The sequence below is a fragment of the Dyella sp. 333MFSha genome (assembly GCF_900102405.1).
GTDB lineage: Bacteria > Pseudomonadota > Gammaproteobacteria > Xanthomonadales > Rhodanobacteraceae > Luteibacter > Luteibacter mycovicinus.
The window spans coordinates 45,273-64,063 of sequence record NZ_FNBR01000002.1; the positions used below are offsets into that span (position 1 = coordinate 45,273).

14 protein-coding genes and 1 riboswitch are annotated in these 18,791 nt (G+C 65.9%); of the genes, 8 read left to right on the forward strand and 6 right to left on the reverse strand.

Features of this window, described 5'->3' with window-relative positions:
* Window positions 1–50 precede the first annotated feature (50 nt).
* Complete coding sequence (locus BLT40_RS07510) at window positions 51–431, reverse strand: hypothetical protein (RefSeq protein WP_036110945.1); 381 nt, start codon at window positions 429–431, stop codon at window positions 51–53.
* A 160-nt stretch (window positions 432–591) separates the two neighbouring features.
* Between BLT40_RS07510 and BLT40_RS07515 the strand changes: the two genes are divergently transcribed.
* Entirely contained in the window at window positions 592–2,262 is a 1,671-nt protein-coding gene (locus BLT40_RS07515; protein WP_036110943.1) for an APC family permease, read from the forward strand.
* 69 nt (window positions 2,263–2,331) lie between these two features.
* Here the strand turns inward: BLT40_RS07515 and BLT40_RS07520 are convergent, their stop codons facing one another.
* The 3 genes from BLT40_RS07520 to BLT40_RS07530 are packed head-to-tail and all read right to left on the reverse strand — an operon-like array spanning window position 2,332 to window position 5,639.
* The gene (locus tag BLT40_RS07520; protein ID WP_079522879.1) at window positions 2,332–3,399 is read right to left on the reverse strand and encodes a homoserine dehydrogenase family protein; all 1,068 of its coding nucleotides are present in this window, start codon (window positions 3,397–3,399) and stop codon (window positions 2,332–2,334) included.
* Window positions 3,396–4,595: a cystathionine gamma-synthase gene (gene metB, locus BLT40_RS07525; RefSeq protein ID WP_036110939.1), complete on the reverse strand. Its 1,200-nt coding sequence runs from the start codon at window positions 4,593–4,595 to the stop codon at window positions 3,396–3,398. The genes BLT40_RS07520 and metB overlap by 4 nt, the downstream gene beginning before the upstream one ends.
* Before the next feature lie 3 nt (window positions 4,596–4,598).
* Window positions 4,599–5,639, reverse strand: coding sequence for a homoserine O-succinyltransferase MetX (locus BLT40_RS07530; RefSeq protein ID WP_079522878.1), 1,041 nt, complete (start codon window positions 5,637–5,639; stop codon window positions 4,599–4,601).
* Window positions 5,640–5,731: 92 nt separating this feature from the next.
* Window positions 5,732–5,847, reverse strand: a riboswitch (SAM riboswitch).
* A gap of 356 nt (window positions 5,848–6,203) precedes the next feature.
* Here BLT40_RS07530 and BLT40_RS07535 point away from each other — a divergent pair.
* Window positions 6,204–7,805, forward strand: a complete 1,602-nt coding sequence (locus tag BLT40_RS07535; RefSeq protein WP_036110937.1) for a peptide chain release factor 3 — start codon at window positions 6,204–6,206, stop codon at window positions 7,803–7,805.
* A gap of 88 nt (window positions 7,806–7,893) precedes the next feature.
* Here BLT40_RS07535 and BLT40_RS07540 read toward each other — a convergent pair whose 3' ends face one another.
* Entirely contained in the window at window positions 7,894–9,552 is a 1,659-nt protein-coding gene (locus BLT40_RS07540) for an FAD-dependent oxidoreductase (RefSeq protein ID WP_043695462.1), read from the reverse strand.
* Between the two features lie 131 nt (window positions 9,553–9,683).
* Here BLT40_RS07540 and BLT40_RS07545 point away from each other — a divergent pair, with 131 nt between their 5' ends.
* The 5 genes from BLT40_RS07545 to BLT40_RS07565 all read left to right on the forward strand — a co-directional run bounded on the left by BLT40_RS07545 (window position 9,684) and on the right by BLT40_RS07565 (window position 16,743).
* Window positions 9,684–10,592 (forward strand): CPBP family intramembrane glutamic endopeptidase, encoded by a 909-nt coding sequence (locus BLT40_RS07545; protein WP_090352564.1) that lies wholly within the window; start codon window positions 9,684–9,686, stop codon window positions 10,590–10,592.
* 104 nt (window positions 10,593–10,696) lie between these two features.
* Window positions 10,697–14,350 (forward strand): response regulator, encoded by a 3,654-nt coding sequence (locus tag BLT40_RS07550; RefSeq protein ID WP_090352565.1) that lies wholly within the window; start codon window positions 10,697–10,699, stop codon window positions 14,348–14,350.
* Between the two features lies 1 nt (window position 14,351).
* Complete coding sequence (locus BLT40_RS07555) at window positions 14,352–15,191, forward strand: CheR family methyltransferase (RefSeq protein WP_043695468.1); 840 nt, start codon at window positions 14,352–14,354, stop codon at window positions 15,189–15,191.
* Window positions 15,188–15,757 (forward strand): chemotaxis protein CheB, encoded by a 570-nt coding sequence (locus BLT40_RS07560; RefSeq protein ID WP_036110928.1) that lies wholly within the window; start codon window positions 15,188–15,190, stop codon window positions 15,755–15,757. Before BLT40_RS07555 ends, BLT40_RS07560 begins: the two co-directional genes overlap by 4 nt.
* Entirely contained in the window at window positions 15,754–16,743 is a 990-nt protein-coding gene (locus tag BLT40_RS07565) for a diguanylate cyclase domain-containing protein (RefSeq protein ID WP_176167894.1), read from the forward strand. Before BLT40_RS07560 ends, BLT40_RS07565 begins: the two co-directional genes overlap by 4 nt.
* A 62-nt stretch (window positions 16,744–16,805) precedes the next feature.
* On the opposite strand, the gene BLT40_RS07570 is transcribed toward BLT40_RS07565, so the two are convergent.
* Window positions 16,806–17,687, reverse strand: a complete 882-nt coding sequence (locus tag BLT40_RS07570; RefSeq protein WP_090352566.1) for a LysR substrate-binding domain-containing protein — start codon at window positions 17,685–17,687, stop codon at window positions 16,806–16,808.
* A gap of 88 nt (window positions 17,688–17,775) precedes the next feature.
* Here BLT40_RS07570 and BLT40_RS07575 point away from each other — a divergent pair, with 88 nt between their 5' ends.
* Window positions 17,776–18,789: a YeiH family protein gene (locus BLT40_RS07575; RefSeq protein ID WP_090352567.1), complete on the forward strand. Its 1,014-nt coding sequence runs from the start codon at window positions 17,776–17,778 to the stop codon at window positions 18,787–18,789.
* Window positions 18,790–18,791 lie beyond the last annotated feature (2 nt).

The following is an 18,791-nucleotide window of genomic DNA, read 5'->3' on the forward strand; positions in this document are numbered from 1 at the left end:
AGCGCGCCCCGCGCGCGAAAAGCCAACAAAGCGATGAAGCGGGAAAGTCCCTAGCGAACCGGACAATCCCGCGGCAGCCGGTCGACCGTTTCGACTCTCACCGGCTCGTCCTCGCCCCACCAGTTGGCGACGGCGGTGTAGCAAATTCTCAATTTTCCGCGGCGCGTATCGAAGCGCTGTTTGCTCGTGTACGCAAAGCACGACACCGACGCCAGATGACCCAGTTCGCGCATGGTCATGGCGCAGCGCCGCACGGACTCCACCGGGTCTTCACCGGGGTACAGCGTGAAGTAAAAACCCTTGGCGGTGCGGTCGTAGGACTCGGAATCGATCAGCCGGCCTTTGTCGGTCCACGCCTCATCGGCTGCGGCAATGCCACATACCGTCAAGGCAAAGAACAACATGCCGCTGGCGACCACCTTCGAACGCATCCGAACCCCTTTAGCCCTACCGCGTCGGCCAGTGTATATCGATGCGGCGCCCCGTGTACGTAGGGGAACGATGGCTGACAGTTGCGGCCCGGGCTGTCATTATCCGGCCCTTGTGCCGCCCCGGGGTGGATTCTCGCCGCCCCGTCCGACCGGAGTCTGTATGTCACATCACCATATCCGCCGCGATGTCGGCGCCTTCGCCCTGATGCTCACCGGCCTGGGCTCGATCATCGGCTCGGGCTGGCTCTTCGGCGCCTGGCACGCCGCCCAGCTCGCCGGCCCTGGCGCCGTCTACGCCTGGATCATCGGCGCCGTCATCATTCTCTTCATCGCCCTGACCTACGCGGAACTGGGTGCGATGTTCCCCGAATCCGGCGGTATGGTTCGCTACGGCCACTACTCGCACGGCTCGCTGGTCGGCTTCATCGCCGGCTGGGCCAACTGGATCGCCATCGTCTCGGTCATCCCGGTCGAAGCCGAGGCCTCGGTCCAGTACATGGCGTCATGGCCCTGGGAATGGGCGCAGTGGACCAAGGGCCTGTACGTGGTCACCGCCGGTCACGGTGAGCTGACACCGCCTGGCCTGGCGATCGCCGCGGTGCTGGTGATGGTCTACTTCTTCCTCAACTTCTGGAGCGTGAAGCTGTTCGCCAAGAGCAACACGGCGATCACGGTATTCAAGCTCGTCGTTCCGGCCGCGACCGGTATCGCGCTGATCGCCACGAGCTACAACCCCGGCAACTTCGACATCGGCGCGCATGGCGGCACTCACGCGATCGACATCTCCTCGATCCTGACCGCCGTGGCCATCTCCGGCATCGTCTTCAGCTTCAACGGTTTCCAGAGCCCCGTGAATCTGGCGGGTGAAGCGCGCAATCCCGGCCGCAGTGTGCCGTTCGCGGTGATCGGCTCGATCCTCCTGGCCACCGTGGTCTACGTGCTGTTGCAGGTCGCCTTCATCGGCGCGGTACCGCCCGATCAGCTCGGCAAGGGCTGGGCGGGTCTGGAATACGCTTCGCCGTTCGCCCAGCTCGCCACGGCGCTGATGATCAACTGGATGGCGATCCTGCTGTACGCCGATGCGTTCGTCAGCCCCAGCGGCACCGGCGCCACGTACACCGCCACCACCGCACGCATGATCTACGCGATGGAGCGCAACGGTCAGCTGCCGAAGATCTTCGGCCATATCAACCCGCGCTTCGGTATCCCGCGCCCGGCGATGTGGCTCAACCTCGTCGTGAGCTTCATCTTCCTGTTCTTCTTCCGCGGCTGGGGCACCCTGGCCGCGGTGATCTCGGTGTCGACGATCATTTCGTACCTCACCGGTCCGGTCAGCGTCATGACCCTGCGCCGCACCGCGCCGGAACTGAAGCGTCCGCTGCGCATCGCCGGCCTGCCCATCCTCGCCGCGCTGGCCTTCATCTTCGCGACCGAGCTGCTGTACTGGGCCAAGTGGCCGCTCACCGGCGAGATCATCCTGCTGATGGTCGTGGCCCTGCCGATCTACTTCTACTACACCGCCAAATCGGGCTGGGAAGATTTCAGCCGCCACCTCAGGGGTGCCTGGTGGCTCATCGTCTACCTGCCGGTCCTGGCGCTGGTGTCCTGGGCGGGCAGCAAGACCTTCGGCGGCCGCGACTTCATCCCCTACGGCTACGACCTGGCCGTGGTCGCCGTCATCGGTGTGATCTTCTACTTCTGGGGCGTCGCCTCCGGCTGGCGCACCCCGATGGTCGAGGCCGCGCGCTTCCACCATGACGAGGACTCCGGCGGCGGCCCCGTCCTTCCGCCCAGCGCGGATGAGGCCGAAGCAGTCACCGGTCGCCGGTAACGAAAAAACGCCCCTCGGGGCGTTTTTTTTGATCCCGACTACCGGGCGGAGAAAAACGATCCGACGGGATTAAAGTGCCAGCACATCGCCCAGCAGCGCCTGCGCCGTGATTTCGGGGCCGGCGCCCGGACCCTGGATCACCAGAGGCGTCGCGTGATAGCGCGTTGTCGTCAGCGCGAACTGGTTGTCGGTGCCGGACAGGCGGGACGCGGGATGCTCCGGGCCCACTTCCACGAGGCCTACACGAGCCCGGCCGCGCTGGTTGAGGCGTGCCAGGTAGCGCAGCACCTTGCCGTTGGCTTTCGCCTGCTCGTGCCGGATGCGCAGCGGTTCATCGAGCTCGCCGAGCCGTTCGAGGAACGTGGCGGTATCGAGATCGCGAAGCGCCTCGGGCACGAGGCTCTCAACCTCCACTTCTTCCGTACCCAATGCGAATCCCGCGTTGCGCGCGATGATCAGCAGCTTGCGCGCGACATCCTCGCCCGAAAGGTCCGAGCGGGGGTCGGGCTCGGTAAAGCCCAGCCGCCGCGCGTCCGACAACAACGCCGAAAAAGGGCGGCTGCCGTCGTACTGGTTGAACAGCCAGGACAGCGAACCGGAAAATACGCCTTCCAGTGTCAGCAGGCTGTCGCCGCAGTTGCGCAGGCGCCTTAGCGTGGACAGCACCGGAAGACCGGCGCCCACCGTCGCGGCGTCGCCATAAACGCTGCCGTTCGCGGTTGCGCCCTGAAGCGCACGCCAACCGGACAGATGGCCCCCGGCCAGCGCCTTGTTGGCGGTGACGACGTGGTAACCCGCCGCCAGCCACTCGGCGTGGCGGCTGGCCTCGATCGAACACGCCGTCGCGTCGATGACCACCTTGCGTTCGGCGCCCGTGGCGTCGAGCGCGGCCAGAAGTGGCGCGTTTTCGCGACCATCCCTGCCCCTGGCGAGAAACGCCGCGACATCGGCAGGGACCAGGCCGTCAGCATGCGTGTGCTGACGCTTCGAGTTCGCGGCGCCAACGAGGCGCAGGGAACGCGCCGCCGGTGTCGCGAGCAGGGTCAGCAAGGCACGCCCCACCACGCCGGTGCCGAGCAGGACGACCGCCGTGCGCGGCGCCGTGTCCACGAGGGGAGCGGCGACCACGGCGCTCACGCGCCGACCTTGCGTTTCGAGGTGACCGACGCCACCGCCGCCGCGCGCGCCAGCGCGGCTTCGAGATCCGCCAGCAGGTCGTCACCATCTTCGATGCCGACCGAGAGACGCAGCAGGCTGTCGGAAATACCGGCGACCTTGCGCGCTTCCGGCGCCATCGACGCGTGCGTCATGGAGGCGGGATGAGCGACCAGGCTCTCGACGCCACCCAGCGACTCCGCCAGCGAGAAATAGCGCAGGCCATCGACGAAGGCTTCGATCGCGTCGGTACCGCCGGCGATCTCGAAGCTGAGCATCGCGCCGAAACCTTTCTGCTGGCGCTGCGCCAGCGCGTGGCCGGGGTGCGACGCGAGACCGGGATAGAACACACGCGACACGGCGTCGTGTGCGTCGAGGCGGTCGGCGATACGGCGAGCATTTTCTTCGTGGGCACGAAGGCGTACGGCCAGCGTCCGCACACCACGCAGCGTGAGGAAGCTGTCGAACGGCGACCCCGTGAGCCCGTTGCAGTTGCCCCACCACTTCAGCTGCTCGGCGACCGCCTGGTCCGCGGCGATCACCGCACCGCCGACCACGTCGCTATGTCCGTTGATGTACTTGGTGGTCGAGTGAACGACGATGTCGGCGCCGAGTGTCAACGGCTGCTGCAGGGCGGGCGAGAGGAAGGTGTTATCGACGACGACGAGTGCGCCGACGGCATGCGCGGCCTGCGCGACGTGACGCACGTCGGTGATACGCAGCAGAGGGTTGGACGGCGTTTCCACCCAGACCAGTGCCGGCTTCTCCGCGAGGCCATCCGCAAGCGCGGTCGGATCGGTGAAGTCGACGAAACGCACACGGAAGCGCCCCTTCTTCGCCCAGGCATCGAGCAGGCGCCAGGTGCCGCCGTAGCAATCGTGCGCGGCAAGCACCAGAGCACCGGAGGGTACGAGTTCCAGCGCCAGCGCCACGGCGGACATCCCACTGCCGGTGACGACCGCGCCCGCCCCCTCTTCCAGCTCCGTCAGTGCTTCACCGAGCAGGTCGCGGGTGGGATTGCCGCTGCGTGAGTAGTCATAGGCGCGCTTGCGGCCGAAGCCCTCGAACGCATAGTTGGTCGACAGGTGCAGCGGCGGCACGACGGCGCCGTGCTGAGTGTCGGATTCGATGCCGGCGCGGACGGCGCGGGTACACAGACGGGATTCGTGGGTGGTCATGATTCAGCGGTCTCCGCGACAGTCGTTGAGTGCGTGACGCAGCACGGGAGCGAGCTGCACGGTTTCTTTGAGGAAGGCGTCGTGACCGTACGGCGAGTCCACGACTTCGAGGGTGGCGGTGCCGCCGAGACGGCGCTGCAGTTCGCACAGGTCCGACAGCGGAACGAGGCGATCGGAAGGGAAGCCGACCAGCGTCGTCGGTGCGGAAACCCGTTCCGGCGAGATGTCATGCAGGTCGATGGACTCGGAAAGGGCGAGAAAACGCGACGGGTCGAAACGTTCGACGAAGCGACGGCCGGCATGCTCCAGGTAATCCTCCACGGGGAAGTGGAAGCGGCCGTCGCGCAGTTCGGGGCCGGCGGCGAAACGGCGCGAGAATTCCTCGCTGCCGCGGTACGTCGTCATCGCCAGCTGACGGGCCAGGGCGAGCGCTTCATCCACCCGTCCGGACTCGATGCCGAGGCGGACGATGCCGCGCTGCACGGAGCGCTGCGCCGTGGACAGCGGGTGCGGACGGTGCGCGCCGGCGAGCAGTACCAGCGAACGCAGCTTGTCCGGATGGGCGGCCGCGAAGGCCAGGCCGGTCATCGCGCCGTATGAGGAGCCCACGAAGGCCTGAACGCGACCGATGCCCAGTTCGTCCACCAGCGCGGCCAGCGCGGATGCCTGATCCTCGCTGGAGACCGAGGCCACGTCGTCGCCCAGGTCGCCCGGGACGAGCCAGTCGATCGACAGCACGCGGCATTCGGCGAGGTCGATCGCGGCGCCCTGCCCCACCAGCTCCTGCCACCAGCCAGTGGCGCGGTCGCGTCCGGCACAGACGTCCCGGTCGGCCGAGATGCCGCCCTGCACGATCACCGTCGGCGCATGAGGCGCGCCGCACCACAGGTAACGGACGTCCACATTGACCGTTTCGCTGCCGTACTTCGGGACGAAGGAGACGCGGCGCACGCCACGCTGCTCGGTGAGGTCGGCGGCGCAACGCGGCGCGGCAACACAGGCCGTTTCGGGGAGGGAAATCACGGTGAAGGGCTCGGCTGACATATCCAGATTCCTGCGTTCGGGATCGAGCCCTGCGGGAACACCGGTATGCGGATTGCCGGCCACGGCTACGCGAATGCGTGCCCGCAACGGACATCCCATCTATCGGCTGACGTGCGGAAGCACGACCCGCAGGAGTTGGCACCGTCGCGGAAATCCGCAGGTTGCCCCGGCTTCAAAGGGCCTGTCCCTCAGCCGGTCTCGATGAGTGAAACCGACGATACGCCTCGATCCAAAACGTGTCAACAGCCGTTTAGACGTCCAGATGTCCAGATGTCCGAACGTGTGAGATGTGCGAATCATCGGGGAAACCGTTGGCACAGGCGGGCTGCGGGCTCCGGACTGCAAGCGCATAGCGGATGGCGACGGCACGGGTCAGAGGCTGTGGGATCGTGGACGTGGGGAGAACGTCTCCGGAAAGGCCGGACCCCATCGGGCGCGGGCCGATGGCATCGCTCTGACGCCCAGACGGGCCGGGTCACCAGTGGGGAGAGGCGTCGGGCTGCCTCAGCCAAGCCTCCTAACCCCTGCTAGAATAGGGGGTTAGCCTTCACAGCGACCTTGCCCATGTCCTCACACCTCACCGAAACCCGCCGGCGGCGCAGTTTTGCCATCGTCAGCCACCCCGACGCGGGCAAAACGACCCTGACCGAGAAGATCCTGCTGTTCGGCGGCGCGATCCAGATGGCCGGCTCGGTGAAAAGCCGCAAGGCCGCCCGCCATGCGACGTCCGACTGGATGGCGCTGGAAAAGGAGCGCGGCATTTCGGTGACCTCGTCGGTCATGCAGTTCCCCTACGACGACGCCATCGTCAACCTGCTGGACACCCCCGGCCACGCGGACTTCTCCGAGGACACCTACCGCGTGCTCACGGCGGTCGACTCGGCGCTGATGGTGATCGACTGCGCCAAGGGCGTCGAGGAGCGCACGATCAAGCTCATGGAAGTCTGTCGCCTGCGCGACACGCCGATCATGACGTTCATCAACAAGCTCGACCGTGAAGGCCGCTCGCCGATCGAACTGCTCGACGAAGTCGAATCCGTACTCGGGATCGCCTGCGCGCCGGTGACCTGGCCGATCGGCATGGGTTCCCGCCTGAAGGGCGTTTACCACGTGGTGCTCGACGAAGTGCACGTGTTCGAGCCGGGCAAGAACTTCACCCGCCAGGACTCGACGATCTTCAAGGGCCTGGACGATCCCGCACTCGCCACGATGATCGGACAGGCCGCGCTCGACGAACTGCGCGAAGAGCTCGAACTGGTTCTCGGCGCATCGAATCCCTTCGACATCGACGCCTACCTCGCCGGTAAACAGACACCGGTGTTCTTCGGCTCGGCGGTCAACAACTTCGGCGTACAACTGCTGCTCGACTTCTTCGTCGAGCACGCACCCTCGCCGCGCAGCCGCGAGACGCTGACGCGTGAAGTCAAGCCGGAAGAAGAGAAGCTCACCGGCTTCGTTTTCAAGATCCAGGCGAACATGGACCCGGCGCATCGTGACCGAGTCGCTTTCATGCGTGTCTGCTCGGGCACCTACACCGCCGGCATGAAAATGCAGCAGACGCGTACCGGCAAGGAAGTGCGCATCGCCAACGCGCTCACCTTCATGGCGTCCGATCGCGAAATCGTGGAGCGGGCGTACCCGGGCGATGTTATTGGCCTGCATAACCACGGCACGATCACCATCGGCGATACCTTCACCGAAGGGGAGCCACTGTCGTTCACCGGCATCCCGAACTTCGCGCCGGAGCTCTTCCGTCGTGCGCGTCTGCGTGACCCGATGAAGATGAAAGCGCTGCAGAAGGGTCTCGCGCAGCTGTCGGAAGAAGGCGCGACGCAGTTCTTCCGCCCGCTGATGTCGAACGACCTGATTCTCGGCGCGGTCGGCGTGCTGCAGTTCGATGTGGTCGCTTATCGTCTGAAGGACGAGTACAACGTCGACTCGAGTTTCGAGCAGGTCGGCGTGGCGACGGCGCGCTGGATCCATTGCGACGACGCGAAGAAGCTCGAGGAATTCCGCGAGAAGAACGCGGGTAACCTGGCAATCGATGCGGCGGGCGAGCTGGTTTACCTCGCCCCGACGCGAGTCAATCTGCAGCTGGCACAGGAGCGCTGGCCGGGAGTCCGGTTCTCGGCGACGCGCGAGCATGCGGCGTCGGTCGACGTCTGAGGCTCAATAACGCTTAGGCTCAATAAAAAAGTCCGGCCTGGCCGGACTTTTTTTATGGCGCGAAAAGGAGGCGTGCCTTCATCCAGCCTCAGACCGGCGACGGATGCAGATACCGGTGAATCGCCTGCACCACGACCGACCCCTCCCCCACCCCGGAAGCCACACGCTTGATCGATCCCGACCGCACATCGCCCACCGCGAACACGCCGCGCAGGGTCGTCGCGAACGGCGAAGGCGTCGCGTAACCATCGGCATCGCGGCCGGTAAGCACGAAACCCTTTCGATCCAGATCCAGGCAGCCGTCCAGCCAGGCTGTATTCGGCTCCGCGCCGATCATCACGAAGAGCGCACCGATCTTCTTGCGCGTCTGTGTGCCGTCGTTGCAGATCCAGCCCACCTCACGCAGATAGGCATCGCCATCGAGGTGATCCACCTTGCAGTGCGTATGCAGCGTAATGCGCGGCGACTGGTCGATACGCTGCACCAGGTAATCCGACATGGTCGCGGCGAGTCCGCTGCCACGCACGAGGATATGTACGTGCGCCACGGTGCGCGCGAGGAAAACCGCCGCCTGACCCGCGCTGTTGCCGCCGCCGACGATCACCACTTCCTCGCCGGCGCACAGCGTCGCTTCCATCGCCGTCGCCGCGTAGTGAATGCCCTGGCCCTCGAAGCGCTCGTAGTCGACGTGATCGAGCTTGCGATAGCGTGCACCCGTCGCGATGACCACGGACTTCGCCGTGACGACGGTGCCGTTGTCGAGCTTGAGACGGAACGGGTGCGCCGAGCAGTCCAGGCCCTGCACTTCACGCGCGATGGCCATGTGCGCACCGAACTTCATGGCCTGTACCTGGGCGCGGCCGGCCAGGGCCTGCCCCGAAATGCCGGTGGGAAAGCCGAGGTAGTTTTCGATCTTCGAGCTGGTGCCGGCCTGACCACCCGGCGCCAGCGATTCCAGCACCAGCGTGTCCAGTCCCTCCGACGCGGCGTACACGGCCGCGGCGAGTCCCGCGGGCCCGGCGCCGATGACCGCGACGTCGTGCACGTGATCGGTATCGAGCAGGATGGAGATGCCCAGTTCGTCGGCCAGCTGGGAAGTCGTCGGGCACTTGAGTACCGTTCGATCGGGCAGGATGACGACCGGACACTCCTCCGGATCGAGGCCGAACCCGTCGATCAGGTGGCGCGCGTCTTCGTCGATATCCGTGTCCAGCAAGCGGTACGGGTAGCCATTGCGAATCAGGAAGCTGCGCAGGCGCACCGTGTCCGCCGCGTGGGCGGAGCCTGCCAGGATCACGCCGCCCTGCCCGCTCTGAATGAGACCCACGCGGCGCAGGATGAAGGCACGCATGATGATTTCGCCGATATCCGGCTCACCGGACACCAGCTTACGGAACTGCAGGGGATTGAGCCGGACAAGACGCGTATCGACGGCCGTCCGGCCATTGACCATCACCTGGCGCTCGCTGAAGAGGTCGACCTCACCGGTGAACTGGTTCGGACCGTGGACGACGAAGATGTTGGGCGCGCCGTTCTCGTGGAAGTCGTAGACCTCGATACTGCCCTCCAGCACGAAGAAATAATCCACGCGCCGCTGCCCACGCTCGAACAGCAGCGTACCGGCCGGGACCGTCTCTTCCACTCCGTACCTGACCAGCCGCGCCGCCATCTCTTCGCTAAGGTGGGGGAAGGTCTGCTCACGACGGTTCATCGGGCTCGACGGATCGTTTTCTGACGGTATGGCCATGCAGCGGATTCCAGGGGGTTGGGGCCGTATGCCCTCGTGGGAAGATAGCCGATGTGGCACGGGACGATCTTGTATCGGAGCACCATCATGCCTGCGTAGACTCTGCCCGCAAGCCCATCAGGATACTGTTCATGTCCGCGCCGCCCACTGCCGTCAACCGCCCCTCGCTGCCGTTGCGCCTCCTGCGCTCACCGGTCGGTCGCATTCTCGTTTTCGCGGTGACGCTCAGCGCACTGGGCTTCATCGCCGGCCGCATCTACAACGGCATCGGTCTGCCCCGGGGCAGCCTGCCATTCGATCAGGTCACACCCCTGATCGAGGCCTTCCGGCTGCTGCCCATCGTGATCGCCTACTGGCTGCTGGTGCGGACGATCGAGCGACGGCGGATCGACGAGCTCGCGCCACGCAAGGCAATACCGCATCTGGCCCTCGGCCTGATCGGCGGCGCGGCGTTGTTTTCGCTGGTCGTGGGAGCCCTCTATGCCCTGGGCGTCTTCGTCGTCGACGGCGTCAACCACGACGTGGCCTGGCTCGGTCCCATCCTGGTCACGGGAGTCGGTGCCGGCGTGGGAGAGGAAATCATCAGCCGCGGCGTGCTTTTCCGCATCGTCGAAGAAGGCCTGGGGACCTGGGCTTCGCTGATCATCTCCGCGGCCTTCTTCGGCGGCGTGCACATCTGGAACCCCGGCGCCACCGCCTGGAGCGCCATCGCCATTGCGCTGGAAGCCGGGCTCCTGTTCGGGCTGCTCTACAACGTGACCCGCTCCCTCTGGCTCTGCATGGGCGTCCACGCCGCCTGGAACATGGCCCAGGGGCCGTTCTACGGCATTCCGGTGTCCGGCTTCGAACAGCACGGCCTGCTGGCCTCCCATATGCAGGGGCCCGAATGGCTCACCGGCGGCGCGTTCGGCGCCGAGGCCTCCGTCGCGGCCCTTTGCATCTGCTCGATGGCGACGGCCGTATGTCTCGCCGTGGCGATCCGCCGCGGCACACTGGTCCCACCGCCGTGGCGTCGCGTCCCGCAGGCTCCAGTCGTGTGACGTATCGCCGATAATCAGTATGACGCCATGGAAGCCCGGCCCGGTTTGGGTGTAGTACCTGAACGGGCCAGACGCGGCACCCTTGTCCCACTACCGGTCTTCGCATGTCCTCTCACGAAAAGAAGCGCAACTGGCTGGCCGACCAGCCCCTTCAGCGCAAGATCGTCTTCGCCATCGGCGCCCTTCTCGCCCTTTTCGTGGCGGCCTGTGTCGCCAACCTGGTGTCGCTTTACCGGGAGAACGACACGCGGGCGTGGTCGACACATACCTACGTCGTCCTGCTGACCCTGGCCAATACGAGCGACGACGCGCAGGCCCGCCAGGTGGCGGCGCGTGGTTACCTGCTCAACCAGGCGGAAACCGAGTGGGCCGACTTCGACCGGGCCGACCGCAAGATAACCCAGGACATCGCGCAGATCCGCCAGCTGACGGTCGACAACCCGCTGCAGCAGGCGCGTCTGGACCGTGCCCAGGAAATGCTCGACCGGTGGAAGACGGAGGTCACCAAAGGGGGACTGGAGCCGATGCGCGCCATCGGCAACGCGGCCACCCCCGAGGCGTCGTTCGCCCGGGACCGCGTTCGTCACGACTACCTCGACCATCGCACGGTGCTGATGAGCGACATTCGCAAGCTGATCGACGAGATGTCGGCCAGCGAGCGGGTTTTGCTGGAGGAGCGGACCAGGGCCCTGGACCACGTACTCGCGGCAACCCAGTACATCGATGTCATCTCGCTGGTGGTGTGCCTTCTGTTCGGCATCGCCGTGATCGTCATGACCTCCCAGCTGATCACCCGGCCCATCGTGCGGATGACCGAGCTGATGACGCGACTGGCCGGTCATGACCACACCATCGAGGTTCGCCAACTGAGCCGCCGCGACGAGATCGGCGAGATCGCCCGTGCGCTCCAGGTGTTCAAGGAGATGGCGATCGAAACGGCGGGGCAGAACTGGCTGAAGTCGACCGTCACCGCGGTATCGAACCGCCTGCAGGGCGCGACGACCTACCGCGAGTTCGCCGACACGCTGCTCTCCGAGTTGGTTCCCACCCTCAAGGCGGGCGTCGGGGTGTTCTACGTATTGCGGGAAGAAACCTCGACGCTGGAGATGCTGGGCAGCTACGGCTTCCGCCAGCGACGCCACGTCACCACGTCCTATGCTCTTGGCGAGGGCCTTGTCGGCCAGGCCGCCATCGAGCGCCGGCCCATCGTGCTGCAGGACGTGCCGGACGATTACACGCGCATCCACTCGGGCACCGGCGAAGCGTCGCCGCGCAGCGTGATCCTGGTGCCCGTGCTCTCACGCGACACGTTGCTCGGCGTCCTCGAGATCGCCAGCTTCGATCACCTGTCGTCGGTCCAGGAACGCCTGCTCGACGAACTGATGCCGATCGTCGCCCTGTCGCTGGAAAATCTCTCGCGAGCGCTGCGCACGAGCACGCTGCTCGAGCAGACGCAGAGCCAGGCCGACGAACTGCGCGCCTCGGAAGAAGCGCTGCGCTCGCAGCAGGAGGACCTGCGTTCGACCAACGAAGAACTCAAGAACCGGACGAACGAGCTGCAGGAGCAGTCGCAGCGGCTGGTCGCCTCCGAGGAAGAACTGCGCGTGCAGACGGAAGAACTGCATGCGTCGAACGAGGAACTGCGAGAGAAGAGCCTCACCCTCAACCAGCAGAAGGACTCGCTGCAAGCCCTGCAGAACGAAACCCAGGAAAAGGCCGAAGAGCTCGCGCGCGCCAGCCAGTACAAGTCCGAGTTCCTGGCGAACATGTCGCACGAGCTGCGTACGCCGCTGAACAGCCTGCTGATCCTCTCGCGCAGTCTTGCCGACAACGACGAAGAAAACCTCACCGGCGAGCAGGTCGAGTCGGCCCGGATCATCCACGACGCGGGCTCCAACCTGCTCCGGCTGATCAACGACATCCTCGACCTGTCCAAGGTCGAGGCCGGCAAGATGGAACTGATGGTCGATACGTTCCCGCTGGCCGATCTCTCACGCACCCTGAGCCGGACGTTCAACCATGTCGCGCAGGAGAAGAAGCTCGGCTTCGAGGTGACCGTCGCCCCCGGGCTTCCCGTGTCCATCCGCACCGATGGCGCCAAGCTCGAACAGGTCGCCAACAACCTGCTCAGCAACGCGTTCAAGTTCACCTCCAGCGGCACCGTGGCCCTGCGCATCTCTCGGCCCGCCGCCGGGGCGGCGCTGCCGGACGGTCTCGATCCGGCTCACACCATCGCGATCGCCGTCATCGACTCGGGCATCGGCATCCCGGCCGACAAGTTCCAGCGTGTGTTCCACGCTTTCGAGCAGGTCGACGCCAGCACCAGCCGCCAGTACGGCGGCACCGGCCTGGGCCTCGCCATCTCCCGGCGCATCGCGATGCTCCTGGGCGGCGACATCACCCTCGTCAGCGAACCCGGCAAGGGCAGTACCTTCACCATTTTCCTGCCGGAGACGGCGCCCGAGAGCGATTCGATCGCGGAGCCGATCCCGCTCCAGCAGGCGGCTGCCGAGGCGACGCTCCCGCTGTCGCCCGGCCTGCTCGTGGACAGCATCGATGACGACCGCGGCTCGCTCAATCCGGGCGATACGATCATTCTCGTCGTCGAGGACGACCCGGCCTTCGCGCGCATTCTGGCGGACATGATTCATCGCAAGGGCCACCGTGTGCTGGCGGCAGCGGATGGCGAGACCGGCCTGGCCCTGGCCAATCGTTACCGCCCCACCGGCATCCTGCTCGACGTGATGCTGCCGGGCATGGACGGCTGGACGGTGATCGAGCGCCTCAAGGGCGATGCCGCCACGCGGCACATCCCCGTGCACTTCATCTCGGCCACGGACGATTCCACCCGCGGCCTCGAGCTGGGTGCGGTGGGATTCCTGACCAAGCCGGTCAGCCGCGAATCCATCTCGGACGCTTTCGAGCGCCTGCTGCATTTCGCGGAAGGACGCACGCGCCACCTGCTGGTCGTGGACGACGATGCCAGCGCGCGCGCCGCCGTGCGCACGCTGCTGAAGGACGACTCGGTCGTCATCGACGAAGCTTCCTCCGGCGAGGAAGCGCTCGCCATGACCGGCGATACGCCGTACGACTGCATCGTGCTCGACCTCGGCCTGCCTGGCATGTCGGGCATCGAGTTCCTCGAGCGGCTCGCGCGCGGTGGTCATACGCCGCCGGTGGTGGTCTATTCGGGTCGCGACCTCAGTCGCGAGGAAAGCATGAAGATCCGCCAGTACACCGACAGCATCGTGGTCAAGGGCGCCCGCTCGCCAGACCGCCTGCTCGACGAAGTGAGCCTGTTCCTGCACTCGATCCGTCATGGCGGCGGCGCGCGCGACGAAGCGATCACTCCTGCCGGCGGCATGGACGAGGCGGACCTCCGCGGCCGTCGCCTGCTGCTGGTGGACGACGACATGCGCAATCTGTTCGCCCTGTCCAAGGTGCTCCGGGCGAAGGGCGTCGACGTCGTGATGGCACAGGATGGCCAGAAAGCACTCGACACCCTGGACAAGGACGCGGACATCGAACTCGTGCTGATGGACATCATGATGCCGGTGATGGACGGCTACGAGACCATGCGCGCGATCCGCGCGAAGCCGGCGGTCGCGAAGGTGCCGATCATCGCGTTGACCGCGAAGGCCATGCGCGGCGATCGTGAAAAGTGCCTGGAGGCGGGGGCCAACGATTACCTGTCCAAGCCGATCGACGTGGACCGCCTGCTCTCGCTGATTCGCGTGTGGCTGCCGCAGCGCGGCTGATATGGATATCGAAGACATCGAAATCCAGTTGTTCGTGCGCGCGATGCAGCTGCGCCACGGGCACGATTTCAGTGAATACGCGCCCGCCTCGCTCAAGCGGCGGGTGCAGCAGCTCGTGCGCACGCACGATGCGGGCAGCGTCAGCGAGCTTACCCGGCGCTTGCTGCACGAGCCGGGCTTCGTCGCCAGGATCATCGAAGGTCTGTCGGTCCCGGTGTCGGAAATGTTCCGGGACCCCGCGGTCTTTCGCGTCCTGCGCGACAAGGTCTTCCCGGTACTGGCCTCCTATCCCGAGATCAACATCTGGCAGGCCGGCTGCGCGCATGGACAGGAGGTCTATTCGCTGGCCATCCTGCTCGAGGAAGCCGGACTCTACGAGCGCTCGCGCATCTATGCCACGGATTTCAACGACGCGGCGCTGGCGATCGCGGGCGAAGGCATCTACGCGACCCGCGAAGCGCGGGACTGGTCCCGTAACTATCTCGAAGGCGGCGGGCAGCGCTCGCTCAGCGACTACTACAGCGCGCGCTACGACTTCATCAAGCTGGACACCCGCCTGCGCCGCAACGTCACCTTCTTCAATCACAACCTGGTGACGGACGAGGTGTTCTGCGAGGCGCATCTGATCCTTTGTCGCAACGTCCTGATCTACTTCACCAACACCTTGCAGGACCGCACGCTGGGCTTGTTCCGCGACAGTCTCGTGCGCGGCGGTTTTCTCTGCCTCGGCACCCGGGAGAACATCGATTTCTCGCCCGCGGCGGCGGGCTTCTCGGACGTCGACAACGCGCTGCGCGTTTACCAGGTGGGCGGTTCCGGTGCGAGGCCGCTGACGCGATGAGCACGCATCAGGCGATCGTGATGGGTTGCAGCGCCGGTGGCCTGTCGGCGCTGCAACGTGTCCTCCCCGGACTGGACAGACGGCTCGCCGTGCCTGTCGTCATCTGCTGCCATACCGGCTCGGCCGACGTATCGCTTCTGGTCGAATTGCTGGCGCGAGTCAGCCCGCTGCCGGTCGTCGAAGCCCAGGAGCGCGCGCCCGTCGATCCGGGCGTGATCCACGTCGCTCCCGCCGGCTACCACCTGCTGATCGAACCGAACCTGCACTTCTCCCTGAGCATCGACGCCAAGGTCGCCTATGCACGGCCGTCGATCGACGTACTTTTCGAAACCGCCGCGGATGCCTGGCACGATGCCCTCGTCGCCGTGCTGATGACCGGCGCCAACTCGGACGGCGCCAACGGCCTCGTCGCCGTACGCCACGCCGGTGGCTATGCCGTGATTCAGGATCCCCAGACCGCCGAAGCGAAGGTGATGCCATTGACCGGCCTCGAACGCGCGGGAGCGGACGCCTGCCTGCCCCTCGACGCCATCGCCGCGCGACTCAACGAACTATGCCTGACATGAATCCGATCCGACCCAAGATCCTCGTCGTCGACGACACGCCCGCCAACCTCGTCGCCATGCGCCGCTTGCTGGCCCGTGCCGATGCCGACATTTTCGAAGCATCCAGTGGCAACGAGGCGCTTGCGCTGTGTCTCGATCACCAGTTCGCACTGGTGCTGCTCGACGTCAACATGCCCGAGATGGACGGCTTCGAGGTGGCGGAATTCATCTCGGAAAACGACCACCTGAACGAGACGCCGATCATCTTCGTGACCGCCGCCTACGCCGACGACGTCAACCGCATCAAGGGCTATACGGCCGGCGCGGTCGATTACATCGCCAAGCCGATCAACGACGTCATCCTGCAGTCGAAGGTGAAGATCTTCCTCGAGCTGTATCGCGCCCGCGCCTTGCTACAGAGTGCGCTCGACGAACTGTCGACGCGAAACGAGCAGCTGACCAACGAGGTGGCCGAACGCACGCGGATGGAGCAGCTGGTTCGCCATCAGGCGACGCATGATGCGCTTACCGGGCTGCCGAACCGGTTGTTGTTCCGCGAACGCCTCGAAGGCGCCATCACGCTCGGTAACGGGGGCGGCGCGACCTTCGCGCTGGCCTATATCGACATCGATGGATTCAAGGGCGTCAATGACGCCAGCGGACACGCCGCCGGCGACGAGCTGCTCAAGGCGATCGCGCTGCGCATCGACGCCCGCACGCGTGGTACGGATACGGTGGCCCGCCTGGGCGGCGACGAGTTCGCCGTGCTGCTGCACGATACGGCGGACGCCGCGGGTGCGCTGACGCGCTGCCAGGCACTCTGCGATGCCGTGGCTGAACCCTATACGCTGACGATCGGGGATATTCGCGTACCCGCCCGCGTTGGCGCCAGCATCGGTGTAACGATGTTCCATCACGGCATGGCGTACGACGAGATCGTGGCGATTGCCGATGGGGCGATGTATGAGGCGAAGCGCAGCGGCAAGAACCGCTGCGTTCTGGCCTGACCGTATCGCCGGCAGGCTGGCTCCCGCTCTCATGGCGGGAGCAAACCTCGCTGGCGATGCTTTTATCGGCCCAGCCCGGCCAGAAACGCTTCCAGCACCGCCCCGCGATACCGCTGCCGGTGCGACAACACCGACAACACCCGCCTGAGATCCAGGAAAGGGGTTGGCAGAACCACCAGCCGCCCCGTCGCCCTCGCGTCCCCGATCGCCACCTCCGGGAGACACGCGATACCCAGCCCGGCGATCACCGCCTGCTTGATCGACTCGGACTGATCGAGTTCCAGCACGGTTCTTCCTTCGGGCAACTCGGCCAACGCCCGCTCGCTCAGCGCCCGCGTCGCCGAGCCTCGCTCGCGCAGCACCCAGCGTTCGCCGGCGAAATCCTCGCGGCGCAATCGCTTCTTTCCGGCCAGTACGTGATCCGGCCGTGCGCAGACCACCAGCCGGTCGTCGCGCCACGGGCGCGATTCGATCGACGGGTGCGTCACCGGCCCCTCGACGCAACCAATATCGAAGTCATGGTCGAGCACGCCCTGGGCGATTCGCGCCGTATTGGCGACACCCAGGCGCAAGGAAACGCCCGGATGCGCGGACGCGAACGTCCCCAGCAGATCGCCCACCAGGTAATTGCCGACGGTATTGCTGGCGCCGACACGAATTTCCCCGGCAAGCTCGGCCGGTTCACCGGCGGCCCTGCGACCGAACTCGGCATGCCGCTCGATCAGTTCCTGCGCCAGCGGCAGCAGCTCGCGCCCGCGGTCGTTGATCCGCAACCGCCCCCGCTCGCGAGCGAACAGTTCGGCACCGAGCTGCCGCTCCAGTTCGGCGAGGGCCATGCTCGCGGCCGGTTGACTGAGGAACAGTCGTTCGCTCGCCGCGCGGACACTTCCGGTGGTGGCGATGGCGACGAAAATCTCTAGTTGACGAGGGCTGACGGCATGCATAAGTTCGACTTATACACCCGATAAGGGATTTTCAATATGCTTATACGTGGTCGATCAGGACAATAGGGACATTGCCAGGAACCCCGCCATGTCCTCCGTCGTCGCTTCGCCCATCGCCCCTTCACGTCTTCCCGGTTTCCTGCTCGCCCTCGCGGTGGCGGCCGTGGCCTTCGCGCTCGGCCGCGCCGTACCGCTCATCGGCGGCGCCGTCTTCGGCATCGTGCTCGGCATCCTGGTCCGCCATTTTGCGCCGCCGGCGGCGCGCTTCCAGCCGGGCATCCGCTTCGCCTCGAAGCAGGTACTGCAGTGGTCGATCATCGCGCTGGGCTTCGGCCTGAGCCTGACCCAGGTCGCCCATACCGGTCTGGAATCGCTCTCGGTGACGTTGGCCACCGTCGCCGTGGCAGGCCTCTCGGCGTGGCTGCTCGGTCGCATGTTGCATGTCCATGACAAGCTTCAGGTACTGATCGGCATCGGCACCGCGATCTGCGGCGGCTCCGCCATTGCCGCCGTGGTGCCGATCATCAAGCCGGACGAACACGACACCGCCTTCGCCATCTCGACGATCTTCCTGTTCAACCTGGTCGCCGTGCTGCTCTTCCCCCTGCTGGGCCATCTGCTGGGCCTGACGGATCTGGGCTTCGGCCTCTGGGCAGGCACCGCGATCAACGACACCTCGTCGGTCGTCGCCGCCGGCTACAGCTTCAGTCATGCGGCTGGCGACTACGCCACCATCGTCAAGCTCACACGCGCCACCCTGATCATCCCCATCAGTCTCGGCATCGCCCTCATCGTGGCGTGGCGTCAGAAACGCTCGGGCGCCAGCGACTTCAGTCTCGCGAAGATCTTTCCCTGGTTCATTCTCTGGTTTCTGGTCGCCTCGGGTATCCGCACCGCGGGTCTCGTTCCCGAGGTCGCCCTGCCGGTGATCCACTTCATCGCGGAATGCCTGATCGTGGTCGCCCTCACCGCCATCGGCCTGTCGGCCGACCTGCGTCGCATGGCATCCACCGGCCCCCGCCCGATCCTTCTCGGACTCGGTGTCTGGGCCGCCGTGGCGCTCACCAGCCTGCTCGTGCAGCACCTGATCGGCCGTTGGTAATC

Bases quoted from the DNA above. Each gene is read 5' to 3' on its own strand.
- BLT40_RS07510 (WP_036110945.1), bottom strand. From the start codon at position 431: ATGCGTTCGAAGGTGGTCGCCAGCGGCATGTTGTTCTTTGCCTTGACG.
- BLT40_RS07515 (WP_036110943.1), top strand. From the start codon at position 592: ATGTCACATCACCATATCCGCCGCGATGTCGGCGCCTTCGCCCTGATG.
- metB (WP_036110939.1), bottom strand. From the start codon at position 4,595: ATGACCACCCACGAATCCCGTCTGTGTACCCGCGCCGTCCGCGCCGGC.
- BLT40_RS07530 (WP_079522878.1), bottom strand. From the start codon at position 5,639: ATGTCAGCCGAGCCCTTCACCGTGATTTCCCTCCCCGAAACGGCCTGT.
- BLT40_RS07535 (WP_036110937.1), top strand. From the start codon at position 6,204: ATGTCCTCACACCTCACCGAAACCCGCCGGCGGCGCAGTTTTGCCATC.
- BLT40_RS07540 (WP_043695462.1), bottom strand. From the start codon at position 9,552: ATGGCCATACCGTCAGAAAACGATCCGTCGAGCCCGATGAACCGTCGT.
- BLT40_RS07545 (WP_090352564.1), top strand. From the start codon at position 9,684: ATGTCCGCGCCGCCCACTGCCGTCAACCGCCCCTCGCTGCCGTTGCGC.
- BLT40_RS07550 (WP_090352565.1), top strand. From the start codon at position 10,697: ATGTCCTCTCACGAAAAGAAGCGCAACTGGCTGGCCGACCAGCCCCTT.
- BLT40_RS07555 (WP_043695468.1), top strand. From the start codon at position 14,352: ATGGATATCGAAGACATCGAAATCCAGTTGTTCGTGCGCGCGATGCAG.
- BLT40_RS07560 (WP_036110928.1), top strand. From the start codon at position 15,188: ATGAGCACGCATCAGGCGATCGTGATGGGTTGCAGCGCCGGTGGCCTG.
- BLT40_RS07565 (WP_176167894.1), top strand. From the start codon at position 15,754: ATGAATCCGATCCGACCCAAGATCCTCGTCGTCGACGACACGCCCGCC.
- BLT40_RS07570 (WP_090352566.1), bottom strand. From the start codon at position 17,687: ATGCATGCCGTCAGCCCTCGTCAACTAGAGATTTTCGTCGCCATCGCC.
- BLT40_RS07575 (WP_090352567.1), top strand. From the start codon at position 17,776: ATGTCCTCCGTCGTCGCTTCGCCCATCGCCCCTTCACGTCTTCCCGGT.